A 26,722-nucleotide genomic window follows, 5' to 3' on the forward strand; every position below is an offset into this window, starting at 1 on the left:
CAGCGGAAAAAAGTATTTTTATTTGGGCTTCCGAAAGGTCTGCGGACTTTTCGGAAGCCTTTTTTCATGAAAGAGGACGGAACGGAAAATATTTTTACTTTAACGTCCTCGCCCTCTCCGTCGCGGCTTACGCCGCGACACCTCTCCCAAAGGGAGAGGCCTTGGCAAAGAGATGAACTTTGCGTGGACTGCCAAGGGCTCCCACTTTGGGGGAGCTGGCATCGCGCAGCGATGACTGAGAGGGCGAGGACGCTACCCATGAGCAAGAATTTTTCGGGAGACAAACGCGTTTGTTTCGAAAGATTCTTCTTTGGACGGCGCAATTTCCGGCGTCTGCGGGCAGAAAAAACCACACTTCGGGCAAAATAGACACATTTCCGTGCAACAACGGTAAATGTTTGTTAAACAATTATCTATCTCTTATCCTTGCAATACACACAGTTTTTGTTTATAATAGTAACTGTACGGGGCAACGCCCCGATTGTGAGCGAGACTCTGGTTCAGAATTATAACTTGAGAGGAGTTTTTACCATGGGTTTAGGTAAGAAGACGATCGACGATCAGAACTACTGCGGCAAGAAGGTGCTTGTCCGCTGCGATTTCAACGTCCCGATGAAGGACGGTGTCATCACCAACGAGAACCGCATCAATGCAGCTCTGCCCACCATCCAGAAGCTGGTCAACGATGGCGCTAAGGTCATCCTGTGCAGCCATCTGGGCAAGCCCAAGAACGGCCCCGAGGCTAAGTTCAGCCTGGCTCCTGTTGCTGTGGCTCTGAGCGCAAAGCTGGGCAAGACTGTTGTGTTTGCCGACGACGACAACGTTGTGGGCGAGAACGCAAAGGCTGCTGTGGCTGCTATGAACAACGGCGATGTCGTTCTGCTGCAGAACACCCGTTTCCGCAAGGAAGAGACCAAGAATATGCCTGAGTTCAGCGAGGAGCTGGCTTCTCTGGCTGACGCTTATGTGGACGACGCCTTCGGCAGCTGCCACCGTGCACACTGCTCCACCGCAGGTGTCACCGACTACATCAAGGATACTGCTGTCGGTTACCTGATGGAGAAGGAGATCAAGTATCTGGGCAACGCCGTCAACGACCCCGTCCGTCCCTTCACCGCTATTCTGGGCGGCGCCAAGGTTGCTGATAAGCTGAACGTCATCTCCAACCTGCTGGAGAAGGTCGATACCCTGATCATCGGCGGCGGCATGGCTTACACCTTCGTCAAGGCTCAGGGCTACGAAGTGGGCAAGAGCCTGTGCGACGACACCAAGCTGGACTACTGCAAGGAAATGATGGCTAAGGCACAGGAGAAGGGCGTCAAGCTGCTGCTGCCCGTGGATGCAGTCTGCATCAAGGACTTCCCCGATCCCATCGACGCTCCTGTGGACGTGACCGTGGTGCCTGTCACTGCGATCCCCGCTGACATGGAGGGCTGCGACATCGGCCCCGAGACCATGAAGCTGTTTGCTGACGCTGTCAAGGCTTCCAAGACTGTTGTCTGGAACGGCCCCATGGGCGTGTTCGAGAACCCCACTCTGGCAGCTGGTACTCTGGCTGTTGCCAAGGCTATGGCTGAGAGTGATGCTACCACCGTTATCGGCGGCGGCGACAGCGCAGCAGCTGTGCAGCAGATGGGTCTGGGCGACAAGATGACCCACATCTCCACCGGCGGCGGCGCTTCTCTGGAGTATCTGGAGGGCAAGGAGCTGCCCGGCATCGCAGTCATCCAGAACGCATAATTTTTCCGGCATCACAATGGGTGCGGCGGCATTTACGCCGCCGCATCTTTTCTTTTTGTGCAGGCAAATTGTAAATATTTACGAAGGTAAGGAGAAAATAACAATGGATAAGGCAAAGCGCAAGGCTATTATCGCTGGCAACTGGAAGATGAACAAGACCGCCTCCGAGGCTGCTGTTCTGGTGGACGAGCTGATCCCCGCTGTGAAGGACGCCGCCTGCGAGGTGGTCATCTGCACCCCGTTTACCGATCTGGTCACCGCTGTGGCTAAGACCAAGGGCACCAACATCCATGTGGGTGCCGAGAACGTCCACTTTGAGAAGTCCGGTGCTTTCACCGGCGAGATCAGCGCTGATATGCTGGTGGATCTGGGCGTGGAGTATGTCATCGTCGGCCACTCTGAGCGCCGTCAGTACTTTGCAGAGACCGACCAGACCGTCAACAAGCGCGCGCTGGCTGCTCTGAACGCCGGTCTGAAGGTCATTCTGTGCGTGGGCGAGAGCCTGCAGCAGCGCGAGGAGGGCGTTACCGAGGAGCTGGTCCGTATGCAGACCAAGATCGCCCTGCGTGACGTGACCGCCGAGCAGATGGCAAACGTTGTCATCGCCTACGAGCCTGTCTGGGCCATCGGCACCGGCAAGACCGCTACCGCTGATCAGGCAGAGGAAGTCTGCGCTCAGATCCGCAAGGTGGTGGGCGAGCTGTACGGCGAGGCTGTGGCCGAGGCTACCACCGTGCAGTACGGCGGCAGCATGAACGCCAAGAACTGCGAGGAGCTGCTGAGCAAGAAGGACGTGGACGGCGGCCTGATCGGCGGCGCATCCCTGAAGGCTCCCGACTTTGCAGTTATCGTCAACGCAGCCACCAAGGGCTGAGCAACTGCCTTTTCTTAATTAGCTGTTTCAGCGCCCGGCTGCGCCGTTTTTTCAGCGCTGAGCCGGGCGCTGATCTGTTTTTACAGCAGCCGCTCGGGTGCTATGCACCCGCAGGCTGTACCTGCAGGCAGGGCGCTTAGCCTTGCCCGCAACGCGTGATAAATTCAAAGGAGATTCAATTTTATGGCAAAGAAACCTGTTCTTCTGTGCATCATGGATGGCTTCGGCTGGGTGCCGAACGAGACCTTCGGCAACGCCGTTGTGGCTGCCAAGACCCCCCATCTGGATGCTCTGATGGAAAAGTACCCCATGACCACCATTGATGCTTCCGGCATGGCTGTCGGTCTGCCCGACGGCCAGATGGGCAACTCCGAGGTCGGCCACACCAACATGGGCGCAGGCCGCATCGTGTACCAGCAGCTGACCCTCATCACCAAGTCCATCCGCGACGGCGAGATGCTCAAGAACCCTGTGCTGGTCAAGAACATGAAGGCTGCCATCGAGGCCGGTAAAGCCATCCACCTGATGGGTCTGGTGGGCACCGGCGGCGTGCACAGCCATGCCGACCACTGGTTCGGCGTGCTGGAAATGGCAAAGCATCTGGGTGCAAAGGAAATTTACCTGCACTGCATCACCGACGGCCGCGACACCGACCCCCACTCCGGCAAGGGCTTCCTGGCTGACCTGCAGGCTAAGCTGGACGAGCTGGGCGTGGGCAAGATCGCCAGCGTTTCCGGCCGTTACTACGCCATGGACCGCGATAACAACTGGGACCGCGAGGAGAAGGCCTATGCTGCCTTCGTCTACGGCGAGGGTGAGCACGCTGCCAACGCTGCCGAGGCCATCGAGGCTTCCTATGCCGCAGACAAGACCGATGAGTTCGTGCTGCCCTGCGTCACCTGCGAGGGTGGCCGCGTGCAGGATGGCGACACCGTCATCTTCATGAACTTCCGCCCCGACCGTGCCCGCCAGATGACCCGCATCTTTTGTGACGATGCCTTTACCGGCTTCGAGCGCCGCGGCGGCCGCAAGCAGGTGAACTACGTCTGCATGGCCGAGTACGATGCCACCATGCCCAACTGCGAGGTTGCTTATCCCCCGGTGGAGCTGAAGAACGTTCTGGGCGAGTATCTGTCTGCCCACGGCAAGACCCAGCTGCGCATTGCCGAGACCGAGAAGTACGCTCACGTTACCTTCTTCTTCAACGGCGGCGTGGAGGCTCCCTACGAGGGCGAGGATCGCTGCGTCATCCCCAGCCCCAAGGTTGCCACCTACGACCTGAAGCCCGAGATGAGCGCCCCCGAAGTTGCTGCCGAGTGCGTCAAGCGCATCGAGAGCGGCAAGTACGATGTGGTCATCCTGAACTTTGCAAACTGCGATATGGTCGGCCACACCGGCGTGTTCGATGCTGCTGTCAAGGCCGTTGAGGCTGTGGATACCTGCGTGGATCAGGTGGTCACCGCTGTGCTGAACGCCGGCGGCTGCGCCTTCATCACCGCCGACCACGGCAACGCCGAAAAGATGATGAACCCGGACGGCACCCCCTTCACCGCCCACACTACCAACGTTGTGCCCTTTGTGGCAGTTGGCTGCGGTGACGTGAAGCTGCGCGAGGGCGGTTGCCTTGCCGATATCGCACCCACCATGCTGCCCTATATCGGCCTGCCCGTTCCCGCCGAGATGACCGGCAAGAGCATCATCGTGGAGTGATGCCAGACGGGATAACCGGATAAACAAAGAAAAGGCTGCTGCACATTGCGTGCGGCAGCCTTTTTGCGTAAAGAGACGATTTTGAATGCCCTCCGCTTTGCTCTGGGCATAAATAGCGGAAAGAAAATTTTTTGTTTGTTTTTCCGAAAAGTCTGCGGACTTTTCGGAAAAACTTTTTCACGGGAGGGGGTGCAATGCCGTTGTCCTTTACGACCCCTTCTGTGAAAAGGGAATAGCGGAGCGTCCGCAGACGCTCCGCTATTCCGAAATAAAAAAATTTTTCCGCTGAAGATGGCCAGAGCGCACGCGGAGGCAATTTTGATCGTCCCACCTGCAAAAAACTTACTTTTTCAGGTGGCTGTCCCAGCCGCTGGAGGTGGTGGCCTGCTTATCGGGCGTGCACCACATGGCTTCTACGCCGTCCAGCGACTCCACCAGCTTCTGCCCCTCTTCCAGCGGCATACAGAACAGGGCAGTGGTCAGGCAGTCTGCCATGCCGGAGTCCGGGCACAGCACAGTGACGCCGTTGTAGTAGGCAGCCGGCCACAGGGTGTCGGGGTCGATGATGTGGTGGTAGCGCTTGCCGTCCACCACAAAGTAGCGCTGATAGTCGCCGCTGGTCACCAGTGCAAGGTCGCTCATGTTGATGGGCGAGCCGAAGATGGAGTTGGTGTTGGTGTACACCTCCGAGGCGTTCCACGGGTTCTCCACGCCGCCCGTCCACTGGCTACCGTCCGGCTTTGTGCCGATGGCACGCAGGTTGCCGCCTACGCTCACCAGTGCACTGGTCAGACCCCGGGCTTCGGCGGCACGGCAGACCATCTCCACTGCGTAGCCCTTGCCCACACTGCCCACGTCCAGAGACATCTCCGGGTCGGACAGATAGACCGTTTTGGCATCCTCGTCAATGACGAGGTCATTGATATCGCAGTGCCGGGCAGCGGCTTCCAGCTCCTCCTGTGTGGGCAGGGTGTTGTCGGCGTCAGAAGCGTCTTTTTCGGCGGCTTCGCGGTAGTCGTGCCAGATGCCCAGCACGCTGCCCATGGCAATGTTGATCTTGCCGCCGGTCAGGTCGTACATCTGCCGCGCCAGCTCCAGCATGGAGAGGATGCGGTCATCTACCTGTACCGGGGCTTTGCCGGCGTTTTCGTTGATGGTCTTAACGTTCACAACGCCGTTGTAGTCGTTGTAGATATCGTAGAGCTGATTGTAGGCAATCAGATCCTGATGCAGCGCCTGCATCTGGGTGTTGAACTCTTCCTCGCTCTCGCAGTAGGCGATGACCTGCGTCACCGTGTCGAACACATCATAGAAGATGGTGGTGTACCGGGTCAGCTCCTTTTTGGGCTTGCAGCCGACCAGCAGGCCAAGGCTCAGCACTGCCGCCAGCAGTGCAGCGGTTATGCGGGTGATGCGGCTCTTCATACGGTCTGGCTCTCCTTTGCAGCGCTAAAGGCGGTGTGCTCCTCCTGCAAATGTGCCAGCAGGTCTGCAAACATCCAGTTGCGGTTTGCGGGGGTGACCACCGCCTTGAGCGGGATGGTCACCTGTGCCTGCCGCATCAGATCCAGCAAGGTGTCCACGTCCTTATCACGGAAGTTTGCCAGCACCAGCGCCGGGGGATAGGCGCCCGGCTCCAGCACCAGCGTTCTGGGGGCTTTTACCTCCACCTCGCCCAGCAGCTGGGCAACGGTCTTACCGGCATCGGCGGGGGCAACGGGCAGCAGCTTCATGCCAAGGGCGGGTGCCATGCCCTCCAGCTTGCCCCGGTCGGCGGGGGAAAGGTTCCAGCCCAGCGCCAGCGGCACCCCGGCGTTCTGGTTGCGTGCAATGTGTGCTTTCATCTTTAAAACCTCTTTCGGCAGTGTTTTTTCAAAATACGCTTTAGTATACCATAAAACCCGTGAAAAGAAAATGAAAACCCGCCGGTGCATACAAAAAAACTCCCCCTTGCGGGGGAGCGGACGGAGCGGGCTCAGTTCATTTTTTTGCCGAAGAACTCTACCTCTTTGCCGATGAACTGCATCAGCGCATCGAACTGATCCGGGGTCAGGCTCTGTGCGCCGTCGCACTTGGCCTTGGCGGGGTTGTTGTGCACCTCGATCATCAGACCGTCTGCACCGGCGGCGACCGCAGCTTTCGCCAGCTCCGGCACCATCCATGCGTGGCCGCAGGCGTGGCTGGGGTCCACCACCACCGGCAGGTGGGTCATCTTGTGCAGCATGACCACACCGGCAAGGTCCAGCGTATTGCGCATACTGGTTTCAAAGGTGCGGATGCCGCGCTCGCACAGGATGACGTTCTCGTTGCCCTCTGCCATGATGTACTCGGCGCTCATCACGAACTCTTCCAGCGTGTTGGCAAGGCCGCGCTTGAGCAACACAGGCTTTTTCTGGCGGCCAACGGCCTTGAGCAGCTCAAAGTTCTGCATATTGCGGGCACCCACCTGGATCAGGTCCACGTTTTCAAACAGGGGCAGGTGCTCGGTGTTCATAATCTCGGTCACGATGGGCGAACCGGTGGCGCGGCGCGCCAGCTTGAGCAGATCCAGACCCTCACTGCGCATACCCTGAAAAGAGTAGGGGGAGGTGCGGGGCTTGAACGCACCGCCACGCAGCAGGGAAGCGCCTGCCGCCTTTACCCGCTGGGCGCAGTAGGTGATCTGCTCCTCGCTCTCAATGCTGCACGGCCCGGCGATGACTGCAAAGTTGCCGCCGCCGATTTTGACGCCTTCTACGTCGATAACGCTGTCGTCCGGGTGGAACTTGCGGTTGGCCTTTTTGTAGGGCTCGGACACGCGGCGGCAGGTCTCCACCACCGGGTTCGCCAGCACCCAGCTCTCCGCAATGGCCTTGGTGTCGCCGATCAGACCCAGAATATGGGTATCGCTGCCCTTGGAATCGTTGATCTGCAGCCCCATATCTTCCAGCTCGTGGCAGAATTCGCGTACCTGTACGTCGGGTGCATCCTGTTTGAGTACGATGATCATAGTGTTTTGTCTCCTTTGCCTTTTCCTATCGTGTAAAACGGCGAGGGAGACCGGCTCCTTTGCCGCAGCTTGCAGTGTCAAACTTCAGTGCTCTGAAGTGCGTGACGCTATGATATCACTTCATGAAACTGAAGTCAAGAGAAATTTTGAATTTTTTTAGAAAAAGTGGTAGAATAGAAACAGAGCAAATGTAAAAGAGGGAATAACAATGGGAAAAGAAGCTAAAACCAACGCAATGCGCATTCTGGAACGGGAAAAGGTGGCCTATACCGCCCACGAGTACCCCCACGAGGAGGGGGTGGCGGTGGACGGCGTGACCGTAGCCGCCAGCATGGGCGAGGACCCCGCCTGCGTTTACAAGACGCTGGTAACGCAGGGCAGCAGCAAAAACTATTTTGTGTTCGTCATTCCGGTGGCGGCAGAGCTGGATTTAAAGGCCGCCGCCCGCAGCGTGGGCGAAAAGAGCGTGGCGATGATCCATGTGGCGGATATCAACAAGGTCACCGGCTATGTGCGGGGCGGCTGCAGCCCGGTGGGCATGAAAAAGCAGTACCGCACCGTCTTTGACGAAAGCGTGCTGACCCAGCAGAAGGTCTATGTTTCCGGCGGGCGCATCGGTACGCAGGTGTGCTGTGCCCCGGCAGATCTGATCCGCGCTGCACGCGCCGACACCGCAAAGATCATTTTTTAAAAATCCGGCTTTCTATCTGGGATACATCAACACAGCCTTTACATAAAATATACCCGCTGCATAAGTCATACTTAAAAAGAAAAAGGATGGCGAAACTGCACAAAACTTTCGAAAGTTTTTTGACGGCATGGGAACACAAGGGAGAATTTGCCCAAACGCTCTTTGCAAAGCGTTTTTTTTGCCGTAAACTGTATCTAGTACAGGGACGATGCCCCAAAAAACGGGCTTGCATCGCCGCCTGAAAAAACGCTTGCACAGGAAACTGCGGAGGGAAACTTCAATGATGCTGCTGGTGCCGGGTCGCATGGAATGGGGTCACATTCACTGCAATCAGGGGCATGGTGCAGCCTTGTGCAAAATGCGCGGACAGAAAAACTGGAAATAAAGGCCGTGGTACAGGTGTACCGCAGCCTTTTTTGTTTGTCGGTCTTGTTGGACATGAGAAAGAGAGGCTTTGGAAAATGGTTCGTAAAGTGGCAGTGATCATGGGTTCGGACAGCGATTGGCCGGTGGTCAAGGGTGCCTGCGCCCAGCTGAAGGCACTGGACATCCCCTTTGAGGCACACATCCTTTCGGCACACCGCACCCCCGCCGAGGCAGCAGCCTTTGCAAAAAGCGCAAAGGCCAACGGCTTTGGAGTCATCCTGTGCGCGGCAGGCATGGCAGCACATCTAGCAGGTGCTTTTGCCGCCAACACCACCCTGCCGGTCATCGGCATCCCCATGAAGGGCGGCGCGATGGATGGCTTGGACGCTCTGCTGGCTACCGTGCAGATGCCCAGCGGCATCCCGGTGGCAACGGTGGCACTGAACGGTGCCAAGAACGCCGCATGGCTGGCTGCTGAAATTCTGGCGCTGAGCGATGATGCACTGGCTGAAAAGCTGGAAGCCGAGCGCGTAGCCATGGCACAGCAGATCGCAGCCAAGGAAGAGAAGCTGCAGAACGAACTGAACGAGCTGTAAAGGAGAACCAATGTCTGATTTTGCATATCCGCTGCATGAGGAGTGCGGCGTTTTCGGCATCTACGACCGTGCCGGTACCGAGGATGTGGCTGCAGCGGCTTATTCGGCGCTGTATGCGCTGCAGCACCGCGGGCAGGAGAGCTGCGGTATTGCCGTCAACGATGACGGCGTGATCACCGGCCACCGGGATCTGGGCCTTGTGAACGAGGTGTTCACCCCGGAGGTGCTGGCAAGTCTGTCCACTACCACGGCACACATGGCCACCGGTCATGTGCGCTACGCCACTGCGGGCACCCGCGTCCGCGCCAACGCCCAGCCCATGATCGTCCGTCATGGCCGCGGCACCATGGCGCTGTGCCACAACGGCAACCTGACCAATGCCGTGGAGCTGCGCCGCCAGCTGGAAAACGAGGGCGCGATCTTCCACGGCTCCTCGGACACTGAGGTCATCTGCTACCTCATCACCCGCAACCGTCTGCGCATGGGCAGCATCGAGACTGCCATCAGCAAGACCATGGACGTGCTGGAAGGCGCATACAGCCTTGTGATCATGTCTGCCACCAAGCTCATCGCGGTGCGCGACCCCCGGGGCTACCGTCCCCTGTGCATCGGCACCCTGCCCGGCGGCGGCTACGTCTTTGCCAGCGAGAGCTGCGCACTGGATGCCACCGGTGCCGCCCTGTTGCGGGATGTGGAGCCCGGCGAGATCGTGGTGGTGGACACCAAGACCGGCGAGCTGCGCAGCATCAAGGATCACTGCGGCCGCCCGGACACCCAGATGTGCGTGTTCGAGTTCATCTACTTCGCCCGCCCGGACAGCGTCATCGAGGGCAGCTCGGTGCACGAAGCCCGCAAGCAGGCAGGCCGCTTCCTTGCACAGGAGCACCCTGTGGAGGCCGATGTGGTCATCGGCGTGCCGGATTCCGGTCTGGATGCAGCCTTGGGCTACTCGCAGGAGAGCGGCATCCCCTACGGCATCGGCTTCATCAAGAACAAATACATCGGCCGCACCTTCATTCAGGGCAGCCAGAAGCAGCGCGAGAACAGCGTGCGCATCAAGCTGAACGTGGTGTCCAGCACCGTCAAGGGCAAGCGCGTGGTGCTGGTGGATGACTCCATCGTGCGCGGCACCACATCTGCCCGCATCATCAAGCTGCTGCGGGATGCCGGTGCTGCCGAGGTGCACTTTATGGTCTCTGCACCTCCCTTCAAGTATCCGTGCTACTTCGGCACCGATATCCCGGACCAGAAGCTGCTGGTGGCCACCGGCCGCACGCTGGAGCAGATCAACGAGGTCATCGGCGCCGATACGCTGGGCTACCTTTCCAACGAACACGTTGTCCAGCTTGCCAAAAACGCAAAATGCGGGTTCTGCACCGCCTGCTTTACCGGCGAGTATGCCGTAGAGCCGGAAAGTGTGCTTTCTACCGATATTCACGACCGTCACCTGAACGACCGTCCCAAGGACGCCAAAAAGTTAGGAGAGTAAGAACATGGAAAAGAGCTATTCTGAAAGCTACGCCGCAGCAGGCGTGGACATTACCGCCGGTTACCGCTCTGTGGAGCTGATGAAGCAGTATGTCGCCCGTACCATGAACGAGCACTGCATCGGCGGCTTGGGCGGCTTTGGCGGCCTGTTTGAGCTGGACTGCACCGGTTACAAGCACCCGGTGCTGATCTCCGGCACCGACGGTGTGGGCACCAAGCTGAAGGTTGCCATGATCATGGATAAGCACGATACCATTGGTATTGACTGCGTGGCCATGTGCGTCAACGATGTCATCTGCGCCGGTGCAAAGCCGCTGGTGTTCCTGGATTACATCGCCTGCGGCCGCAACGTGCCGGAAAAGATCGCCAACATCGTCAAGGGCGTGGCCGAGGGCTGCGTGCAGGCCGATTGTGCACTGGTGGGCGGCGAAACTGCCGAGCACCCGGGCATGATGCCAGAGGACGAGTACGATCTGGCCGGCTTCACCGTAGGCGTTGTGGACAAGGAGAAGATCCTGAATAACGAGACCATGGCAGCCGGTGACGTGATCCTCGCCCTGCCCTCCACCGGTGTGCACTCCAACGGCTTCTCGCTGGTGCGCAAGGTGTTCAACATCGACGCCGACCCCGATGTGCTGTTCTCCACCCCCGCAGAACTGGGCGGCAAGACCCTTGGCGAGGCGCTGCTGGCTCCCACCAAGATCTACGTCAAGCCCGTGCTGAAGGTGCTGGAAGAGGTGCAGGTCAAGGGCATCTCCCACATCACCGGCGGCGGCTTCTACGAGAATATCCCCCGCAGCCTGAAGAAGGGCTGCTGCGCCCGCATCAACAAGGCAGATGTGCGCACCCCGGCGCTGTTCCACCTGATGCAGAAGGTGGGCGGCATCTCCGAGCACGATATGTTCAACACCTTCAACATGGGCGTGGGTATGGTGCTCACTGTGCCCGCCGAGCAGGCCGATAAGGCACTGGAGATCCTGCACGCCAACGGCGAGCCGGAAGCCTACCGTCTGGGCGTCATCGCAGAAGGTGAGGGCGTGGAACTGTGCTGAACATTGCCGTGTTAGTGTCCGGCGGCGGCACCAATCTGCAGGCGCTGCTGGACAGCGAGGCCCGGGGCGAGAACCCCAATGGTAAAATTACGCTGGTAGTGGCTTCCAAGCCCGGTGTCTTTGCGCTGGAACGCGCCGCCAAGGCCGGTGTAGAGGGCTGCGTGGTGCGCCGCAAGGACTACGCCGCCAGCGAGGAATTTGACGCTGCGCTGCTGGAAACGCTGCGGGCGCACAACATTGATCTGGTGGTGCTGGCGGGCTTTCTGTCCGTGCTGGGCCCCAGCGTCATTGCGGCCTATCCGCGCCGCATCCTGAACGTGCACCCTGCGCTGATCCCTTCCTTCTGCGGGCCGGGAATGTACGGTCTGCGCCCCCACGAAGCCGCACTGGCTCGTGGCTGCAAGGTGACCGGCGCTACCGTCCACTTTGTCAACGAGGAGTGCGACGGCGGACCTATCCTGCTGCAGAAGGCCGTGGATATCCTGCCCGGCGACACCCCCGAGGTGCTGCAGAAGCGGGTGATGGAACAGGCAGAGTGGAAGCTGCTGCCCAAGGCGGTGGCTATGGTGTGCAGCGGAGAGATCGAGTGAAAAAATAAACTGGCTCGCCCTCTCAGGCCGCTTCGCGTCCAGCTCTCCCAAAGGGAGAGCCCTTGGCAAAACCATGAACTTTGTGTGGACTGCCAAAGCCTCCCACTTTGGGGGAGGTGGCAGCGCGTCAGCGCTGACGGAGAGGGCGAGGTCGTTATCCGTAAAGGAGAACAACAATGGAAAAGATCAACCTGAACGAGTATCTGGCCGCCAACGAGTACCCTGGCCGCGGCATTGCGGTGGCAATGGCACCGGACGGACGGCAGATGTTTATCGGCTACTTTATCATGGGACGCAGCGAGAATAGCCGCAACCGCGTGTTTGACCCCGTGCCCGAGCGCGGCGGTATCTGCACCATGGCAGCCGACCCCGCAAAGCTGGAAGATCCCAGCCTGATCATTTATAACCCGGTGCTGACCCTTGGCAAGACCCATATCGTGACCAACGGTGACCAGACCGATACCATCTACGACCTGATGAGCCAGGGCAAGAGCTTTGCCGATGCCCTGCGCACCCGCACCTTTGAGCCGGACTGCCCCAACTACACCCCCCGCATCTCCGCTGTGGTGTACGCTGACGGCAGCTACCAGATGAGCATCCTCAAGTCTGCCGACGGCAACGGCGACAGCGTGCAGCGCTATTTCTTTGATTACCCCCAGCCCGTTGCAGGCGAGGGTCACTTCATCAGCACCTACAAGCACAACGGCAACCCCATCCCCAGCTTTGAGGGCGAGCCCCTGCGCTTTGCCTGCCCCCGCACCATCGGTGATTTTGCCGCCGGTCTGTGGAGCAGCCTGAACATGGACAACAAGGTGAGCCTGTTTGCCCGGGTCATCGATCTGGACACCAGCGAGAGCGGCGATATGATCTACAACAAGTACGACTCCGTTTGCAGCGATCTTGACGACCCTGAGGAGCCGGAGCTGCTGCCCGAGGAGCTGGAACTGCTCAAAAAGCTTGACGCCGAGGAAAAATAAGAGTAAACCTTAGGATATAAGGAGGATGCACCAATGAATGAACTCGCACTGAAGTACGGCTGCAACCCCAACCAGAAGCCCAGCCGCATTTATATGGAAGATGGCTCCGACCTGCCCGTTACCGTGCTGAACGGCAAGCCCGGCTACATCAACTTTCTGGATGCCCTCAACTCCATCCAGCTGGTCAAGGAGTTAAAGACTGCCTGCGGTCTGCCCGCAGCGGCTTCCTTCAAGCACGTTTCCCCGGCGGGCGCAGCACTGGGTCTGCCCCTGACCGAGGTGGAGCGCCGGATGTACCACATTGCCCCGGAGACAGAGCTTTCTCCGCTGGCCTGTGCCTACGCCCGCGCCCGCGGCGCAGACCGGATGTCCTCCTTCGGCGACTGGATCGCCCTGTCTGACATCTGCGATGTGCCCACCGCAAAGCTGATCCAGCACGAGGTCTCTGACGGCATCATCGCTCCGGGCTACGAGCCGGAGGCACTGGCCATCCTGTCCGGCAAAAAGAAGGGCAACTACAACGTGGTCGCCATCGACCCCGCCTATAAGCCCACGCCCATCGAGCATAAGCAGGTGTACGGCATCACCTTCGAGCAGGGCCGCAACGAGCTGGTCATCAACGCAGACACCATGCTGAACAACTGGGTCACCGAGAACAAGGATGTGACCGAGGAGCAGAAGCGCGACCTCATTATTGCCCTCATCACCCTGAAGTACACCCAGTCCAACAGCGTGTGCTACACCTATAATGGTCAGACCATCGGTGTGGGTGCCGGCCAGCAGAGCCGCATCCACTGCACCCGTCTGGCCGGTCAGAAGGCCGACAACTGGCAGCTGCGCCACATGGACAAGGTGCTGGACCTGCCCTTCCGTGACGATGTGGCAAAGCCCAACCGCGACAACGCCATTGATGTTTACATCGGCGATACCCCGGAGGACGTCATCGGTGATGACGTCTGGGCCGAGACCTTCACCCGCCAGCCCGAGCCGCTGACCGCCGAGGAAAAGAAGGCTTACCTCAGCAAGGTGACCGGTGTGTGCCTTGGCTCGGATGCTTTCTTCCCCTTCGGCGACAACATCGAGCGTGCCCGCCGCTCCGGCGTGACCGCTATCGTGCAGCCCGGCGGCTCCATCCGCGACCAGCAGGTCATCGACACCTGCAACAAGTACGGCATCGCCATGGCCTTCTGCGGCCTGCGGCTGTTCCATCACTAAGGGGAACGGGCTCGCCCTCTCCGTCATTGCTTGCGCAATGCCACCTCTCCCAAGGGGAGAGGCTTTGGCAGTACGGCAAAGTTTCCGGTTTTGCCAAGGGCTCTCCCCTTGGGAGAGCTGGACGCGAAGCGGACTGAGAGGGCGAGGCAGCTGACGGAAAGAACGAAAGTTTAGGAGAAAATGATATGGCTAAGAAAATCTTAGTAGTGGGCGGCGGTGGCCGCGAGCACGCCATCATCAAGGCACTGAAAAAGAGCCCCGACTGCGGCGAGATCTGGTGCGCACCGGGCAACGGCGGCATCAGCTATGACGCCAAGTGCAAAAACATCAAGGCCACCGATGTGGATACCATGGTAGGCTTTGCAGTGGAAGAAAAGTTCGATTACGTTGTAGTGGCGCAGGACGATCCCCTTGCACTGGGCATGGTGGATGCGCTGGCAAAGGCAGGCATCCCCGCCTTTGGCCCGGACAAGGCCGCTGCCCGCATCGAGGCTTCCAAGGTGTTCTCCAAGGACCTGATGAAGAAATACGGCATCCCCACCGCAAAGTACGAGACCTTCGATGACCCCGCAAAGGTTATGGATTACATCCGCGCCGAGGGCAAGTACCCGGTGGTCATCAAGGCAGACGGCCTTGCACTGGGCAAGGGCGTGCTGATCTGTGAGAACGAGCAGCAGGCCGCCGACGGCGTCAAGGAGATCATGCTGGACAAAAAGTTCGGCGCATCCGGCAACCATGTGGTGGTGGAAGAGTTCCTCACCGGGCCGGAGGTCAGCGTGCTGAGCTTTACGGACGGCAAGGTGGTCAAGCCCATGGTCTCCAGCATGGACCATAAGCGCGCCAACGACCACGACACCGGCCTGAACACCGGCGGCATGGGCACCATTGCCCCCAACCCCTACTACACCCCGGAAGTGGCTGCGGAGTGCATGGAAAAGATCTTCCTGCCCACCATCCACGCCATGAACGCCGAGGGCTGCCCCTTCAAGGGCTGCCTGTACTTCGGTCTTATGCTCACCCCGGACGGCCCCAAGGTCATCGAGTATAACTGCCGCTTCGGCGACCCCGAAACGCAGGTGGTGCTGCCGCTGCTGGAAAGCGACCTGCTGCACATCATGCAGGCCTGCACCGACGGCACGCTGGCAGAGCAGGAGGTCAAATTCTCCGATGGTGCTGCGGCCTGTGTCATTCTGGCTTCCGGCGGCTACCCTGTGGCCTACGAGAAGGGCAAGCCCATCTCCGGCCTTGTGGACGGTCAGCTGCCCGGCGAGGAGAACGTGACGGTGTACCATTCCGGCACTGCCATTACCCAGGACGGCCAGCTGGTGACCAACGGCGGCCGCGTGCTGGGCGTTACCGCCACCGGCCCGCGCCTGACCAACGCCTTGAGCCACGCCTACGAAGCAGCCGAGAAGATCAGCTTTGAAAAGCTGCATAAGCGCAGCGATATCGGCCTGCGTGCCCTGAAAGCGCTGGCAGAAAAGCAGTAAGAAAACTCCCTCAGTCACGCCTTACGGCGTGCCAGCTCCCTCTGGGAGGGAGCCTCTGGCGAGAAGGGGAACTTTCCGGTTTTGCCAAAGGCCCCATCTCAGAGGGGGCTGTCGCCGAAGGCGACTGGGGGAGTTGACTGCCGGATGATAAAACCTACACAAAAGTCCATTCGATAAAATACAAAGGGGGAACCTACCCAATGGTCTATCGTATTTATGTGGAAAAAAAGCCCGGCTTTGATGTCGAGGCCAACGGTCTGAAAAACGAACTCATCAGCCTGCTGGGCATCAAGGACCTGACCGGTCTGCGCCTGCTGAACCGCTACGATGTGGAAGGCATCGACGAAGCACTGTTCAACCAGTGCGTCAGCACCGTGTTCAGCGAGCCGCCGGTGGATAACACCTACGCCGAGCTGCCCGCTGCCGAGGGCGTGTCCTTCGCCGTGGAGTACCTGCCCGGTCAGTTCGACCAGCGCGCAGCTTCTGCCGCCGAGTGCATCCAGCTCATCAGTCAAGGCGAGCGCCCGCTGGTGCGCTCTGCCCGCGTCTACCTGCTGGAGGGTGCTCTGACCCCCGAGCAGGTGGCCGAGATCAAGAAGTATGTCATCAACCCCGTGGAAGCCCGCGAAGCTTCTCTGGAGCCCAAAGAGACCCTGAAGATGGAGTACCCCGTGCCCGCTGCCGTGGCAGTGCTGGAGGGCTTTAACCAGCTGGATGAGGCTGGCCTTGCCAAGTTCATCGAGGAAAAGGGTCTGGCAATGGATCTGGGGGACATCAAGTTCTGTCAGGAGTATTTCCGCTCCGAGCAGCGCGACCCCACCATCACCGAGATCAAGATGATCGACACCTACTGGTCCGATCACTGCCGCCACACCACCTTCGGCACCATTCTGGACGATGTGCAGATCGACGACGCCGTGGTGCAGGAAGCCTTTGACCGCTACATGGCTATGCGCACCGAGCTGGGCCGTGAGAACAAGCCCCGCTGCATGATGGACCTTGCCACCATTGGTGCCAAGGAGCTGAAGAAGCAGGGTATCCTGAAGAATCTGGACGAGTCCGAGGAGATCAACGCCTGCACCGTCAAGATCAAGTGCGATGTCAACGGCAAGGACGAGGACTGGCTGTTCCTGTTCAAGAACGAGACCCACAACCACCCCACCGAGATCGAGCCCTTCGGCGGCGCTGCTACCTGCATCGGCGGTGCCATCCGTGACCCGCTGTCCGGCCGCAGCTACGTCTATCAGGCCATGCGCGTCACCGGCGCAGGCGACCCGCTCAAGCCGGTCAGCGAGACCATGCCCGGCAAGCTGCCCCAGCGCAAGCTGGTCACCACCGCAGCCGCCGGTTACTCCTCCTACGGCAACCAGATCGGTCTGGCTACCGGTCAGGTGGACGAGATCTACCACCCCGGCTACGTGGCAAAGCGCATGGAGATCGGCGCTGTTGTGGGCGCTACCCCTGCTTCCCACGTCCGCCGCGAGTGCCCCGCTCCCGGCGATGTGATCGTGCTGCTGGGCGGCCGCACCGGCCGTGACGGCATCGGCGGCGCTACCGGCTCCTCCAAGGCTCACAAGCTGGACAGCCTTGAGCACTGCGGTGCCGAGGTGCAGAAGGGCAATGCGCCCATCGAGCGCAAGCTGCAGCGCCTGTTCCGCCGTGAGGACGCCTGCAAGATGATCAAGCGCTGCAACGACTTTGGTGCCGGCGGCGTTTCCGTTGCCATCGGCGAGCTGGCCGACGGTCTATACATCGACCTGAACAAGGTCACCAAGAAGTACGAGGGTCTGGACGGCACCGAGCTGGCCATCAGCGAGAGTCAGGAGCGTATGGCTGTTGCCCTTGCCCCGGAGGATGTGGACAAGTTCATCGCCATTGCCACCGAGGAGAACCTCGAGGCTACCCCTGTGGCCAAGGTCACTGAGGAAAAGCGCCTGAACATGGTGTGGAACGGCGTTTCCATCGTGAACATCAGCCGCGAGTTTTTGAACTCCAACGGTGCAGAGAAGCACCAGAACGTCCATGTGGAAAAGGGCAGCGTCTGGCAGCCCCAGTGGTCCGGCCTGACCTTCAGCCAGAAGATGAAGTCCATGGTGGGCGATCTGAACGTCTGCAGCAAGAAGGGCCTTTCCGAGCGGTTCGACTCCACCATCGGTGCTGCTACCGTGCTCATGCCCTTTGGCGGTGCATACCAGCTGACCCCCCAGAACGCCATGGTAGCCAAGCTGCCGGTGGACGGCGAGACCAGCACCTGCTCCGGCATGGCATGGGGCTATAACCCCTACCTGATGAGCGCCAACCAGTATGTGGGCGCACGGCTGGCTGTTATTGAGAGCGTGACCAAGCTGGTTGCCACCGGCTTCCGCTACGAGGACGCCTACCTGACTTTCCAGGAGTACTTCGAGCGTCTGGGCAACAAGCCCGAGCGCTGGGGCAAGCCGCTGGCTGCCCTGCTGGGCGCACTGGATGCACAGATCGGTCTGGGCATTGCTTCCATCGGCGGCAAGGACAGTATGTCCGGCTCCTTCGAGCAGCTGGATGTGCCCCCCACGCTGGTGTCCTTTGCCACCGCCATCGGCAAGGCAAGCCGCGTAGTCTCCACCGAGTTCAAGAAGCCCGAGAGCACTGTGGTGCTCATCCGTCCCATCATCGACCCGGAGACCGGCTGCCCCAACTTCTTCTCCCTGAAGGCCAACTATAGAATCGTAGAGAACATGATCGAAGAGGGCATGGTCGCTGCTGCCTGCTCCGTGGGCTACGGCGGCATTGCCGAGGCACTGTTCAAGATGGGTCTGGGCAACCGCATCGGCTTCAAGATGCGTGCAGATATGACCACCCACCAGATGTTCGAGCCCATGTACGGCTCCATCATTCTGGAAATGGTGTCTGATTCTCCCGCCGGTATGCTGCTGGGCGAGACCACCAAGGAGTACACCTTTGAATCCTGCGGCGAAAAGCTGGATATGGCCGAGCTGCAGGAGATCTGGGAGAGCAAGCTGGAGCCCGTGTATCCCTACCGCAAGGCCGGCCCCGCCGTGGAGAAGATCAACGGCAGCCTGACCGCCCCCGCCGCACCCAAGATCGGTGTGGCAAAGCCCAAGGTCATCATCCCGGTGTTCCCCGGCACTAACTGTGAGTACGACACCGCCAAGGCCTTTGCCCGCGCCGGTGCCGACCCCGAAATTCTGGTGGTGCGCAACCTGACCCCCGCCGACGTTGCCGAGAGCTGCGAGGCACTGGTCAAGGCCATTGACGCAAGCCAGATCGTCATGCTGCCCGGCGGCTTCTCCGGCGGCGACGAGCCGGACGGCAGCGCCAAGTTCATCGCTTCCTTCTTCCGCAACCCTGCGGTCACCGAGGCTGTACGCCGTCTGCTGCAGCAGCGCGACGGCCTGATGCTGGGCATCTGCAACGGCTTCCAGGCTCTGATCAAGCTGGGTCTGGTGCCCTACGGCGATATCCGCCCCATCACCGCCTGCGACCCCACCCTGACCTTCAACACCATCGGCCGTCACCAGAGTATGCTGGTGCACACCCGTGTGGCTTCCACCGGCAGTCCGTGGCTCAGCAAGTGTGAGGTGGGCGAGATGCACACCGTTGCCATCAGCCACGGCGAGGGCCGCTTTGTAGCGCCGCAGGAGGTGCTGGACACCATGCTGCGCAACGGTCAGGTGGCCACCCAGTATGTGGATCTGACCGGCGTGCCCACCATGGATCAGCGCTTCAACCCCAACGGCTCTGTGCTGGCTATCGAGGGCATCACCAGCCCGGACGGCCGCGTGTTCGGCAAGATGGGTCACTCGGAGCGCAGCGGCGAGTATCTGTACAAGAATGTCACCGGCGATAAATACCAGCCGATCTTTGAGGGCGGCGTGGACTATTTCAAGGTTTGATGGTAGAATAAATAAGCAAAAGGGTGTCTGCCTATATAGGCAGCGCCTTCAACCGCCAATGCAGCGCTGGTAAAGCCTTCCCCCGGACGGGGGAAGGTGGCGCGCAAGCGCCGGATGAGGGCGCACCGCAGGCAGCTGTTGCCCTTGAGTTCCGTCAGATCATAGGAGGAAAACAACCAATGTCACAGCATGATCGCTATATCAGCCCTTTTTCCACCCGCTACGCTTCCGATGAAATGCAGTACATCTTCTCGGACGACAACAAGTTCCGCACTTGGCGGCGGCTGTGGGTGGCGCTGGCTCGTGCCGAAATGAATCAGGGGCTGACCAACATCACCCCGGACATGGTAGCCGAGCTGGAAGCTCATGTGGACGATATCAACTACGAAGTGGCTATCGAGCGGGAAAAGCTGGTGCGCCACGACGTCATGAGCCACGTCTACGCTTACGGCCAGCAGTGCCCCAAGGCAGCAGGCATCATCCATCTGGGTGCCACCAGCTGCTATGTGGGCGATAACACCGATATCATCGTGATGCGGCAGGGTCTTGAGCTGGTGCGCAAAAAGCTGGTGGGTGTGCTGGCAAAGCTGGCGCACTTTGCCAAGGAGTACAAGGATATGCCCTGCATGGCCTACACCCACTGCCAGCCCGCACAGCCCACCACCGTGGGCAAGCGCGCTACCCTGTGGGCCAACGAGCTGGTGATGGATCTGGCTGAGATCGACCATCGTCTGGCTACCCTGCAGCTGCGCGGTGTCAAGGGCACCACCGGTACGCAGGCTTCCTTTATGGAACTGTTCAAGGGCGATGCCGACAAGATCCGTGCCGTGGATGCTTCCATTGCAAAGGAGATGGGCTTTGACCCCAAGGCCGTTGTGCCGGTGTCCGGCCAGACCTACAGCCGCAAGGTGGATGCTTTTATCCTGAACGCACTGGCAGGTATTGGACAGAGCTGCATGAAGTTTGCCACCGACCTGCGCCTGCTGGCAAACTTCAAGGAGATGGAGGAGCCCTTTGAGAAGAACCAGATCGGTTCCTCCGCTATGCCCTATAAGCGCAATCCCATGCGCTGCGAGCGCATCTGCGCCCTTGCCCGCTACCTGATGGTGGACGTGCTGAACCCCAGCTTTACCACCGGCACCCAGTGGTTTGAGCGCACGCTGGACGACAGCGCCAACAAGCGCGTGGCTATGGCTGAGGGCTTCCTTGCCACCGATGCCATCCTGAACATCATGCTCAACGTCACCGATGGTCTGGTGGTGTACCCCAAGGTGGTGCGCAGCCGCCTGATGGCCGAGCTGCCCTTCATGGCCAGCGAGAACATCATGATGCAGGCTGTGGAAAAGGGCGGCAACCGTCAGGAGCTGCACGAGCGCCTGCGCCAGCACGCCATCGCCGCCGGCAAGCAGGTCAAGGAAGAGGGTCTGCCCAACGATATGGTGGACCGCATTGCCGCAGACCCGGCCTTTGGCCTGACCCGCGAGGAGATCGTGGCGGGGCTTGTGCCGGAGAACTTTGTGGGCCGTGCACCCCAGCAGGTGGAGGAGTTCATCGCCAACGTCCTGCAGCCCATCTTCGATGCTGACCCCGAGGATGTGGAACAGCACGCTTCCCTGAGCGTCTGATAACAAGATCAATTGCAAAAAAGGAGAAGCCCATGGGCTTCTCCTTTTTTGCGTTTGTGCCTTGCACGATTTTGTCTGTCATGTTACACTGAGGGCATCATCAACAAAGGAGAACCGCTTATGCGTTTGGATAAATATCTGGCCGAGACTGCCCAGTGCACCCGCAGCGAGGCCAAAACCATGCTGGCAAAGGGGCGCGTGCAGGTAAATGGTGCGGTGTGCAAAAAAGGGGACACCCAGCTGAAGGATACCGACACCGTGGCGGTGGATGGCGCGCTGCTGACCTATCAGAAATTCGTCTACCTCATGCTCAATAAACCCGAAGGGGTGGTGAGCGCTTCTACCGATAAGCGGGACACCACTGTGGTGGATCTGGTAGGGGACGCCTACCCCCGGCGGGAGCTGTTCCCGGCAGGGCGGCTGGATAAGACCAGTACCGGTTTTGTGCTGCTGACCGATGATGGCGGCTTTGCCCACGATATCCTGTCCCCACGGCACCATGTTTCCAAGACCTATACCGTGACGATCGACACCCCGCTCACGCAGGAAATGTGCACCGGTTTTGCGGCGGGGGTCACACTGGCGGACGGCACCGCCCTTTCGCCCGCCGAAGTGACCGCCCTTTCTCCCGATGGGCTTACCGTGCGGGTGGTGCTGCGGCAGGGGGTGTACCACCAGATCAAACGGATGTTCGGTGTGTACGGTGCCGGGGTGAATGCCCTGCACCGGGAGGCCATTGGCGGCCTTGCACTGGATGCGCAGCTTGCGCCGGGGCAGTGGCGGGAGCTTTCTGACGAAGAAGTGGGAAAAATTACCAGATAAAACGCTGCGCTTTTCACGCGGTTTTCAAAAATGTATCACAATTTACCGGTAAAATAACGGTAAGAACCACGCAAAAAGGCACTTTTTTGGCAAAAAATGGTCCCGAAAGATAATTTCAACAAGAAAGAATTATTTTTTTTGTTGAAATCTGTTGCAAAAGTAAATTCTTTTGTGTAAAATATAGATTGTAATGCGGCTAAATTGTTTAAAATCACAACCCATGCCGCCGCGGCTTGCACAAACGAGGAAAAGGGGTATCCATTTATGGCCAATAGAGTATTTCAAAGCGTGATCTACCAGATGAAGGACGCGATCAATCGGGTGGTCGGCGTTGTGGATGAGACCGGCGCTGTCATTTCCTGCTCGGAGCTGAACCTGATCGGCGAGGTGCGCGAGGGCTATATGGCCGAGCGACTGACCGCAGGCGACCGCTTTGTGCGCGACGGCTATACTTACCAGCAGTTCTCCAACGCCAAGCATAACGATTATGCCGTGTTCGTGGAGGGCGTCGATGAGACTGCAGGGCAGTTTGCCGGTGTGCTGGCCATCAGCCTGCAGAGCATCAAGCAGTACCACGACGAAAAATTCGATAAGTCCAACTTTATCAAGAACGTAGTGCTGGACAACATCCTGCCCGGCGATATCTACGCCAAGGCACGGGAGCTGCATTTTGCTACCGATGTCTCCCGCGTGGTGTTCATCGTGCGGGTGATCAGCGGCGGCGATATCTCTGCCTACGATGTGGTCAGCAGCCTGTTCCCCGATAAGCAGAAGGACTTTGTGTTCAATATCAGCGAGACCGATACTGTGCTGGTCAAGGAGATCCGCAAGGGCATCGACCGCACTGATATGGAAAAGCTGGCTGCCAGCATTGTGGATACCCTCTCCGGCGAGCACTACATCAAGGCCGTGGTCGGCATTGGCACCCCCATTGCCAACGTGAAGGATCTGGCTACCTCCTTTAAGGAAGCTCAGATCGCCATGGAAGTGAGCAAGGTGTTCGATACCGAAAAGCAGATCATCCGCTACGATAACCTGGGCATTGCTCGTCTGATCTACCAGCTGCCCACCACCGTTTGCGAGATGTTCCTGCGCGAGGTGTTCAAGCAGGGCAGCATCGAAAGCTTGGATCAGGAGACTTTGTTCACCATCCAGCGCTTCTTCGAGAACAACCTGAATGTGTCCGAGACCAGCCGCGGCCTGTTTGTGCACCGCAACACGCTGGTGTATCGTCTGGAAAAGATCAAAAAGCTGACCGGTCTGGATCTGCGTGAGTTCGACGACGCTATCGTCTTTAAGGTAGCGCTGATGGTAAAGAAGTACCTGTCCAACAACCCGGCCAAATACTGATATTTCGCTGTGCGGGCCTTGCCCCGCCGGCGCCGAACCGGCCGCTCGAAACCGATGCTGGCCGGTTCTTTTTGCAGCATGGGCTGCGGACGGGCTGTCTTGACCGTCAAAAATCTTGATGTCAGGAGCTAATACGATTCCATGATCGATTTTGAACACGTTTCCAAAGAATATAAAAAGGGCGGACGCCTTGCGCTGGAGGATATAAACTTCCATGTGGATGAAGGCGAGTTCGTCTTTCTGCTGGGTCACTCCGGCGCGGGCAAATCTACCCTGCTCAAGCTGATCCTGCGGGAGGCACTGCCTACCTCCGGCAAGGTGACCGTGCTGGGCAAGGACGTTGCCAAGCTGCGCCGCCGCAAGATCCCTTACCTGCGCCGCCAGATGGGCATCATCTTTCAGGACTTCCGGCTGATCCCCAGTATGACCGTGTACGAGAACGTGGCTTTTGCCATGCACGTCCTCAACGTGCCCCGCAAGGAGATCCGTCCCCGCGTGGAATACATTCTGGAGCTGGTGCATCTGGAGGATAAGGCCAAGTGCTACCCGGATACCCTTTCCGGCGGCGAGCAGCAGCGTGTGGCTGTGGCGCGTGCGCTGGTGCATAACCCCAAGCTGGTCATCGCGGACGAGCCCACCGGCAACATTGACCCGGAGCTGAGTCTGGAAATGATGCAGCTGCTGGAGCGGGTGAGCAAGATGGGCATCACGGTGCTGGTGGTCACCCACGAGCACGAGCTGGTGCACCGCTTCCATCAGCGTGTGGTCACCCTGAGCCATGGCCGCATCATCTCGGACGTGCCCGCAGACCCTGTGGCTGCCGCCGAGGACGATCTTTCGCTGGATGTTGCCGCCTTTGATGCGGACGATGCGTCCGCTGCCAAAAAGGAGGTGGCTGCCGTATGATGCGACCCTCTACCTTCTTCTTCCTTACCCGGCGCGGTGTGCGCAATCTGGGCAAGCACTGGGCTATGACCATTGCCTGCATCGCTTCTTTGAGCGTTTGCATGACCCTGAACATCTTTGCCAGCTTGGCCGAAGTGAACGTGGGCAACATGGTGGCCTATCTGGGCAGCCAGAACGAGACGGTGGTCTATCTGGATCCCGCGTGCGATGATGCCACCGCCGCGCAGGTAGGCGCGACCCTTTCGGCCATGCCGGGGGTCAGCGGGGTGCAGTACGTTTCCAAGCAGGATGTGCTCAACACCTACCGCGGCTATATGCAGGATTATTCCTCCCTGTGGGATGAATTTGAGACCGATAATCCCTTTAAGGCCAACTACCGGGTCACCCTGAGCGACCTGACCCAGATGGAGAGCATGAGCGTGAAGATGCAGGCCATCCCGGGCGTTGTCAGCGTTACCGCCCCGGTGGAGATGACCAATATCTTTGTGGAGATCCAGAAAGCCGTCACCAAGGGCGGCCGCATGATCGTGCTGGTGCTGATGGTGGTCAGCATCATCACGGTGGGCAGCACCATCCGTCTGAGCGTTTTTGCCCGCCGCCGCGAGATCGAGATCATGAAGTATGTGGGTGCCACCAACCGCATGGTCACCCTGCCTTTCTTTGTGGAGGGCTTGACCATGGGACTGATCTCCGGTATCTTGACCGCAGCGGTCAGCCTTGGCTGTTACACCTATGTGGTCAACGCCGCCGGTGGTCTGGGCGGCATCTGGCAGATGCTCATGGGCCGCGCACTGGTGCCGGTGGCCAATGTGCTGCCGACCATCGTGGTAACAAGCCTGCTCAGCGGCGCCATCGTAGGCGGCGTGGGCAGTACGTTCTCTATCCGCAAACATCTGAATGTGTGACCGAAAGGAGCCGCGTTTTATGAGTAAAGCAATGCACGCAAAGCCCTTCCGGCTCACAGGCCCTTATACCGCCCGGCACGCCCGGCCGGAAAACCCCCGCAGCAGGCTGATCCGTGCGGTCAGCCTTGGGCTGGCCTGTGTCTGCCTGCTGCTGACAGCCACGGTGTACCCGGCCTCGGCAGCTACCAATAGCACCAGCATGGCCAGCTTGCAGACCAAGCTGGACAAGCTTTCCCAGTCCATCAATCAGCACAAAAAGGAGCTTTCGGATGCCAAAAAGAAGGAATCTGCCGCAAAGGCGCTGGAAAGCGAACTGAAGGAGCGGGTCACCGTTCTGCAGGATCAGATCAGTGTGCTGGGCGGTCAGATCGCCGCAGTGCAGAACAGCATCGGCGAGAAGGAACAGCAGATCGGTGTGATGCAGACCCAGATCACGGACAAGCAGACCCAGATCGAGCAAAAGCAGAACGAGATAGATGCTCAGTGGGATGATTTCAAAAAGCACATGGCTGCCATGCAGGAGCTGCGGGACGGCGGCAGTGTGGCCATGCTCAGTGCAGTGAACGACCTGTACGAGCTGCTTACCTTCAACGAGGTGATGCAGGATATCTCCATCAAGGACACCGAGATCATGAACAACATGAAGTCTGCCAAGCAGGGGCTGGAGGACGATAAGGCCGCGCTGGAAGAGCAGAAGGCCGGTCTGGAAGCCGAAAAGGCAGAGCTGCAAAGCCAGAAGAGCGAGCTGGACAGCCAGAACGCCCAGATGAAGGGCAAGCAGAGCGAGCTGAACAACAGCATCTCTGCGGCAAAGCTTTCCGCTGCCGAGGCACAGGCGGCGCAGCAGAAGGCACAGGCAGCCATTGAATCCGACGAGTTGAACTACGAGGCCGTGAAAAAGGAGATCCAGAAGCTGATTGCAGCGGCCTCTGCCAGCAAGCCGCAGCTGAGCTTTAACGGCTTTGCCTGCCCGCTGAAGAGTTACAGCCGCATCTCCAGCGAGTACGGCTGGCGCAAGAACCCTGTCTCCGGCGTGAACAAGCTCCATGCCGGTATCGACTTTGCGGCAGCCGGCGGCACGCCTATCTACGCAGCCGCCAGCGGCTATGTGCAGGTGGCAGGCTGGTCTACCGGCGGCTATGGCAACTACGTTATCATCTACCACGGCAAAATGTCCGATGGCAATACCTATTCCACCCTGTACGCGCATATGCGCTCGGTGGCTACCAGTGCAGGCAAGTATGTGAAGCAGGGTGAACTGATCGGTTATGTGGGCACCACCGGCAATTCCACCGGCAACCACCTACATCTGGAGGTGTGGAAGGGCGGCTCCAAGGCCAACGCCGTGAACCCCCGCAGCTGCATCCCCATCCCGCACAACTAACAAGCAACGCAAGGAGTCTGGTTGATCTATGAACGAACAAAAACGCAAGCGCGTGCTGC

21 protein-coding genes are annotated in these 26,722 nt (G+C 59.3%); 18 read left to right on the top strand and 3 right to left on the bottom strand.

Features of this window, described 5'->3' with window-relative positions:
* Positions 1 to 531: 531 nt before the first annotated feature.
* The 3 genes from C4N24_RS02790 to gpmI all read left to right on the top strand — a co-directional run bounded on the left by C4N24_RS02790 (position 532) and on the right by gpmI (position 4,324).
* Positions 532 to 1,740 carry a phosphoglycerate kinase gene (locus tag C4N24_RS02790; protein WP_112090234.1) on the top strand — a complete coding sequence of 403 codons (1,209 nt, stop codon included), beginning with the start codon at positions 532 to 534 and terminating at the stop codon, positions 1,738 to 1,740.
* A gap of 103 nt (positions 1,741 to 1,843) precedes the next feature.
* Complete coding sequence (gene tpiA, locus C4N24_RS02795) at positions 1,844 to 2,614, top strand: triose-phosphate isomerase (RefSeq protein ID WP_112090235.1); 771 nt, start codon at positions 1,844 to 1,846, stop codon at positions 2,612 to 2,614.
* A gap of 183 nt (positions 2,615 to 2,797) precedes the next feature.
* The gene (gene gpmI, locus C4N24_RS02800) at positions 2,798 to 4,324 is read left to right on the top strand and encodes a 2,3-bisphosphoglycerate-independent phosphoglycerate mutase (protein ID WP_112090236.1); all 1,527 of its coding nucleotides are present in this window, start codon (positions 2,798 to 2,800) and stop codon (positions 4,322 to 4,324) included.
* Positions 4,325 to 4,666: 342 nt separating this feature from the next.
* On the opposite strand, the gene C4N24_RS02805 is transcribed toward gpmI, so the two are convergent.
* From C4N24_RS02805 to aroF, 3 genes are all read right to left on the bottom strand, one after another.
* Positions 4,667 to 5,749 carry an FAD:protein FMN transferase gene (locus C4N24_RS02805; protein WP_112090237.1) on the bottom strand — a complete coding sequence of 361 codons (1,083 nt, stop codon included), beginning with the start codon at positions 5,747 to 5,749 and terminating at the stop codon, positions 4,667 to 4,669.
* A complete protein-coding gene (locus C4N24_RS02810) occupies positions 5,746 to 6,168 on the bottom strand; it encodes a DUF3783 domain-containing protein (RefSeq protein ID WP_112090238.1) in 423 nt (140 codons plus the stop codon). Before C4N24_RS02810 ends, C4N24_RS02805 begins: the two co-directional genes overlap by 4 nt.
* Before the next feature lie 131 nt (positions 6,169 to 6,299).
* A complete protein-coding gene (aroF, locus tag C4N24_RS02815) occupies positions 6,300 to 7,313 on the bottom strand; it encodes a 3-deoxy-7-phosphoheptulonate synthase (protein WP_015538196.1) in 1,014 nt (337 codons plus the stop codon).
* 208 nt (positions 7,314 to 7,521) lie between these two features.
* On the opposite strand from aroF, the gene ybaK reads away from it, so the two are divergent.
* From ybaK to C4N24_RS02890, 15 genes are all read left to right on the top strand, one after another.
* The gene (gene ybaK, locus C4N24_RS02820; protein WP_112090239.1) at positions 7,522 to 8,004 is read left to right on the top strand and encodes a Cys-tRNA(Pro) deacylase; all 483 of its coding nucleotides are present in this window, start codon (positions 7,522 to 7,524) and stop codon (positions 8,002 to 8,004) included.
* A 461-nt stretch (positions 8,005 to 8,465) separates the two neighbouring features.
* A complete protein-coding gene (gene purE, locus C4N24_RS02825; RefSeq protein ID WP_097779922.1) occupies positions 8,466 to 8,966 on the top strand; it encodes a 5-(carboxyamino)imidazole ribonucleotide mutase in 501 nt (166 codons plus the stop codon).
* A 10-nt stretch (positions 8,967 to 8,976) separates the two neighbouring features.
* Positions 8,977 to 10,455 (top strand): amidophosphoribosyltransferase, encoded by a 1,479-nt coding sequence (gene purF, locus C4N24_RS02830; RefSeq protein ID WP_112090240.1) that lies wholly within the window; start codon positions 8,977 to 8,979, stop codon positions 10,453 to 10,455.
* A 4-nt stretch (positions 10,456 to 10,459) separates the two neighbouring features.
* The gene (gene purM, locus C4N24_RS02835) at positions 10,460 to 11,506 is read left to right on the top strand and encodes a phosphoribosylformylglycinamidine cyclo-ligase (protein ID WP_015538200.1); all 1,047 of its coding nucleotides are present in this window, start codon (positions 10,460 to 10,462) and stop codon (positions 11,504 to 11,506) included.
* The gene (gene purN / locus C4N24_RS02840) at positions 11,500 to 12,096 is read left to right on the top strand and encodes a phosphoribosylglycinamide formyltransferase (RefSeq protein WP_112090241.1); all 597 of its coding nucleotides are present in this window, start codon (positions 11,500 to 11,502) and stop codon (positions 12,094 to 12,096) included. Before purM ends, purN begins: the two co-directional genes overlap by 7 nt.
* 176 nt (positions 12,097 to 12,272) lie before the next feature.
* Complete coding sequence (locus C4N24_RS02845; protein WP_112090242.1) at positions 12,273 to 13,073, top strand: IMP cyclohydrolase; 801 nt, start codon at positions 12,273 to 12,275, stop codon at positions 13,071 to 13,073.
* A 33-nt stretch (positions 13,074 to 13,106) separates the two neighbouring features.
* On the top strand, positions 13,107 to 14,288 hold the full coding sequence (locus C4N24_RS02850; RefSeq protein ID WP_112090243.1) for a phosphoribosylaminoimidazolecarboxamide formyltransferase: 1,182 nt from the start codon (positions 13,107 to 13,109) through the stop codon (positions 14,286 to 14,288).
* Positions 14,289 to 14,473: 185 nt separating this feature from the next.
* Positions 14,474 to 15,778, top strand: coding sequence for a phosphoribosylamine--glycine ligase (gene purD, locus C4N24_RS02855; protein ID WP_112090244.1), 1,305 nt, complete (start codon positions 14,474 to 14,476; stop codon positions 15,776 to 15,778).
* Positions 15,779 to 15,978: 200 nt separating this feature from the next.
* Complete coding sequence (locus C4N24_RS02860) at positions 15,979 to 19,671, top strand: phosphoribosylformylglycinamidine synthase (protein ID WP_112090245.1); 3,693 nt, start codon at positions 15,979 to 15,981, stop codon at positions 19,669 to 19,671.
* A 179-nt stretch (positions 19,672 to 19,850) separates the two neighbouring features.
* On the top strand, positions 19,851 to 21,296 hold the full coding sequence (gene purB / locus C4N24_RS02865) for an adenylosuccinate lyase (protein WP_055185348.1): 1,446 nt from the start codon (positions 19,851 to 19,853) through the stop codon (positions 21,294 to 21,296).
* A 120-nt stretch (positions 21,297 to 21,416) separates the two neighbouring features.
* The gene (locus tag C4N24_RS02870; RefSeq protein ID WP_112090246.1) at positions 21,417 to 22,118 is read left to right on the top strand and encodes a pseudouridine synthase; all 702 of its coding nucleotides are present in this window, start codon (positions 21,417 to 21,419) and stop codon (positions 22,116 to 22,118) included.
* Positions 22,119 to 22,382: 264 nt separating this feature from the next.
* Positions 22,383 to 23,468, top strand: a complete 1,086-nt coding sequence (locus C4N24_RS02875; RefSeq protein ID WP_112090247.1) for a PucR family transcriptional regulator — start codon at positions 22,383 to 22,385, stop codon at positions 23,466 to 23,468.
* A 141-nt stretch (positions 23,469 to 23,609) separates the two neighbouring features.
* The gene (ftsE, locus tag C4N24_RS02880) at positions 23,610 to 24,374 is read left to right on the top strand and encodes a cell division ATP-binding protein FtsE (RefSeq protein WP_112090248.1); all 765 of its coding nucleotides are present in this window, start codon (positions 23,610 to 23,612) and stop codon (positions 24,372 to 24,374) included.
* On the top strand, positions 24,371 to 25,279 hold the full coding sequence (locus tag C4N24_RS02885; RefSeq protein WP_112090249.1) for a cell division protein FtsX: 909 nt from the start codon (positions 24,371 to 24,373) through the stop codon (positions 25,277 to 25,279). Before ftsE ends, C4N24_RS02885 begins: the two co-directional genes overlap by 4 nt.
* 19 nt (positions 25,280 to 25,298) lie before the next feature.
* The gene (locus tag C4N24_RS02890; RefSeq protein WP_112090250.1) at positions 25,299 to 26,663 is read left to right on the top strand and encodes a murein hydrolase activator EnvC family protein; all 1,365 of its coding nucleotides are present in this window, start codon (positions 25,299 to 25,301) and stop codon (positions 26,661 to 26,663) included.
* Positions 26,664 to 26,722: the final 59 nt, after the last annotated feature.

The sequence above is a fragment of the Faecalibacterium prausnitzii genome (assembly GCF_003287405.1).
Taxonomy (GTDB): Bacteria; Bacillota; Clostridia; order Oscillospirales; family Ruminococcaceae; genus Faecalibacterium; species Faecalibacterium intestinale.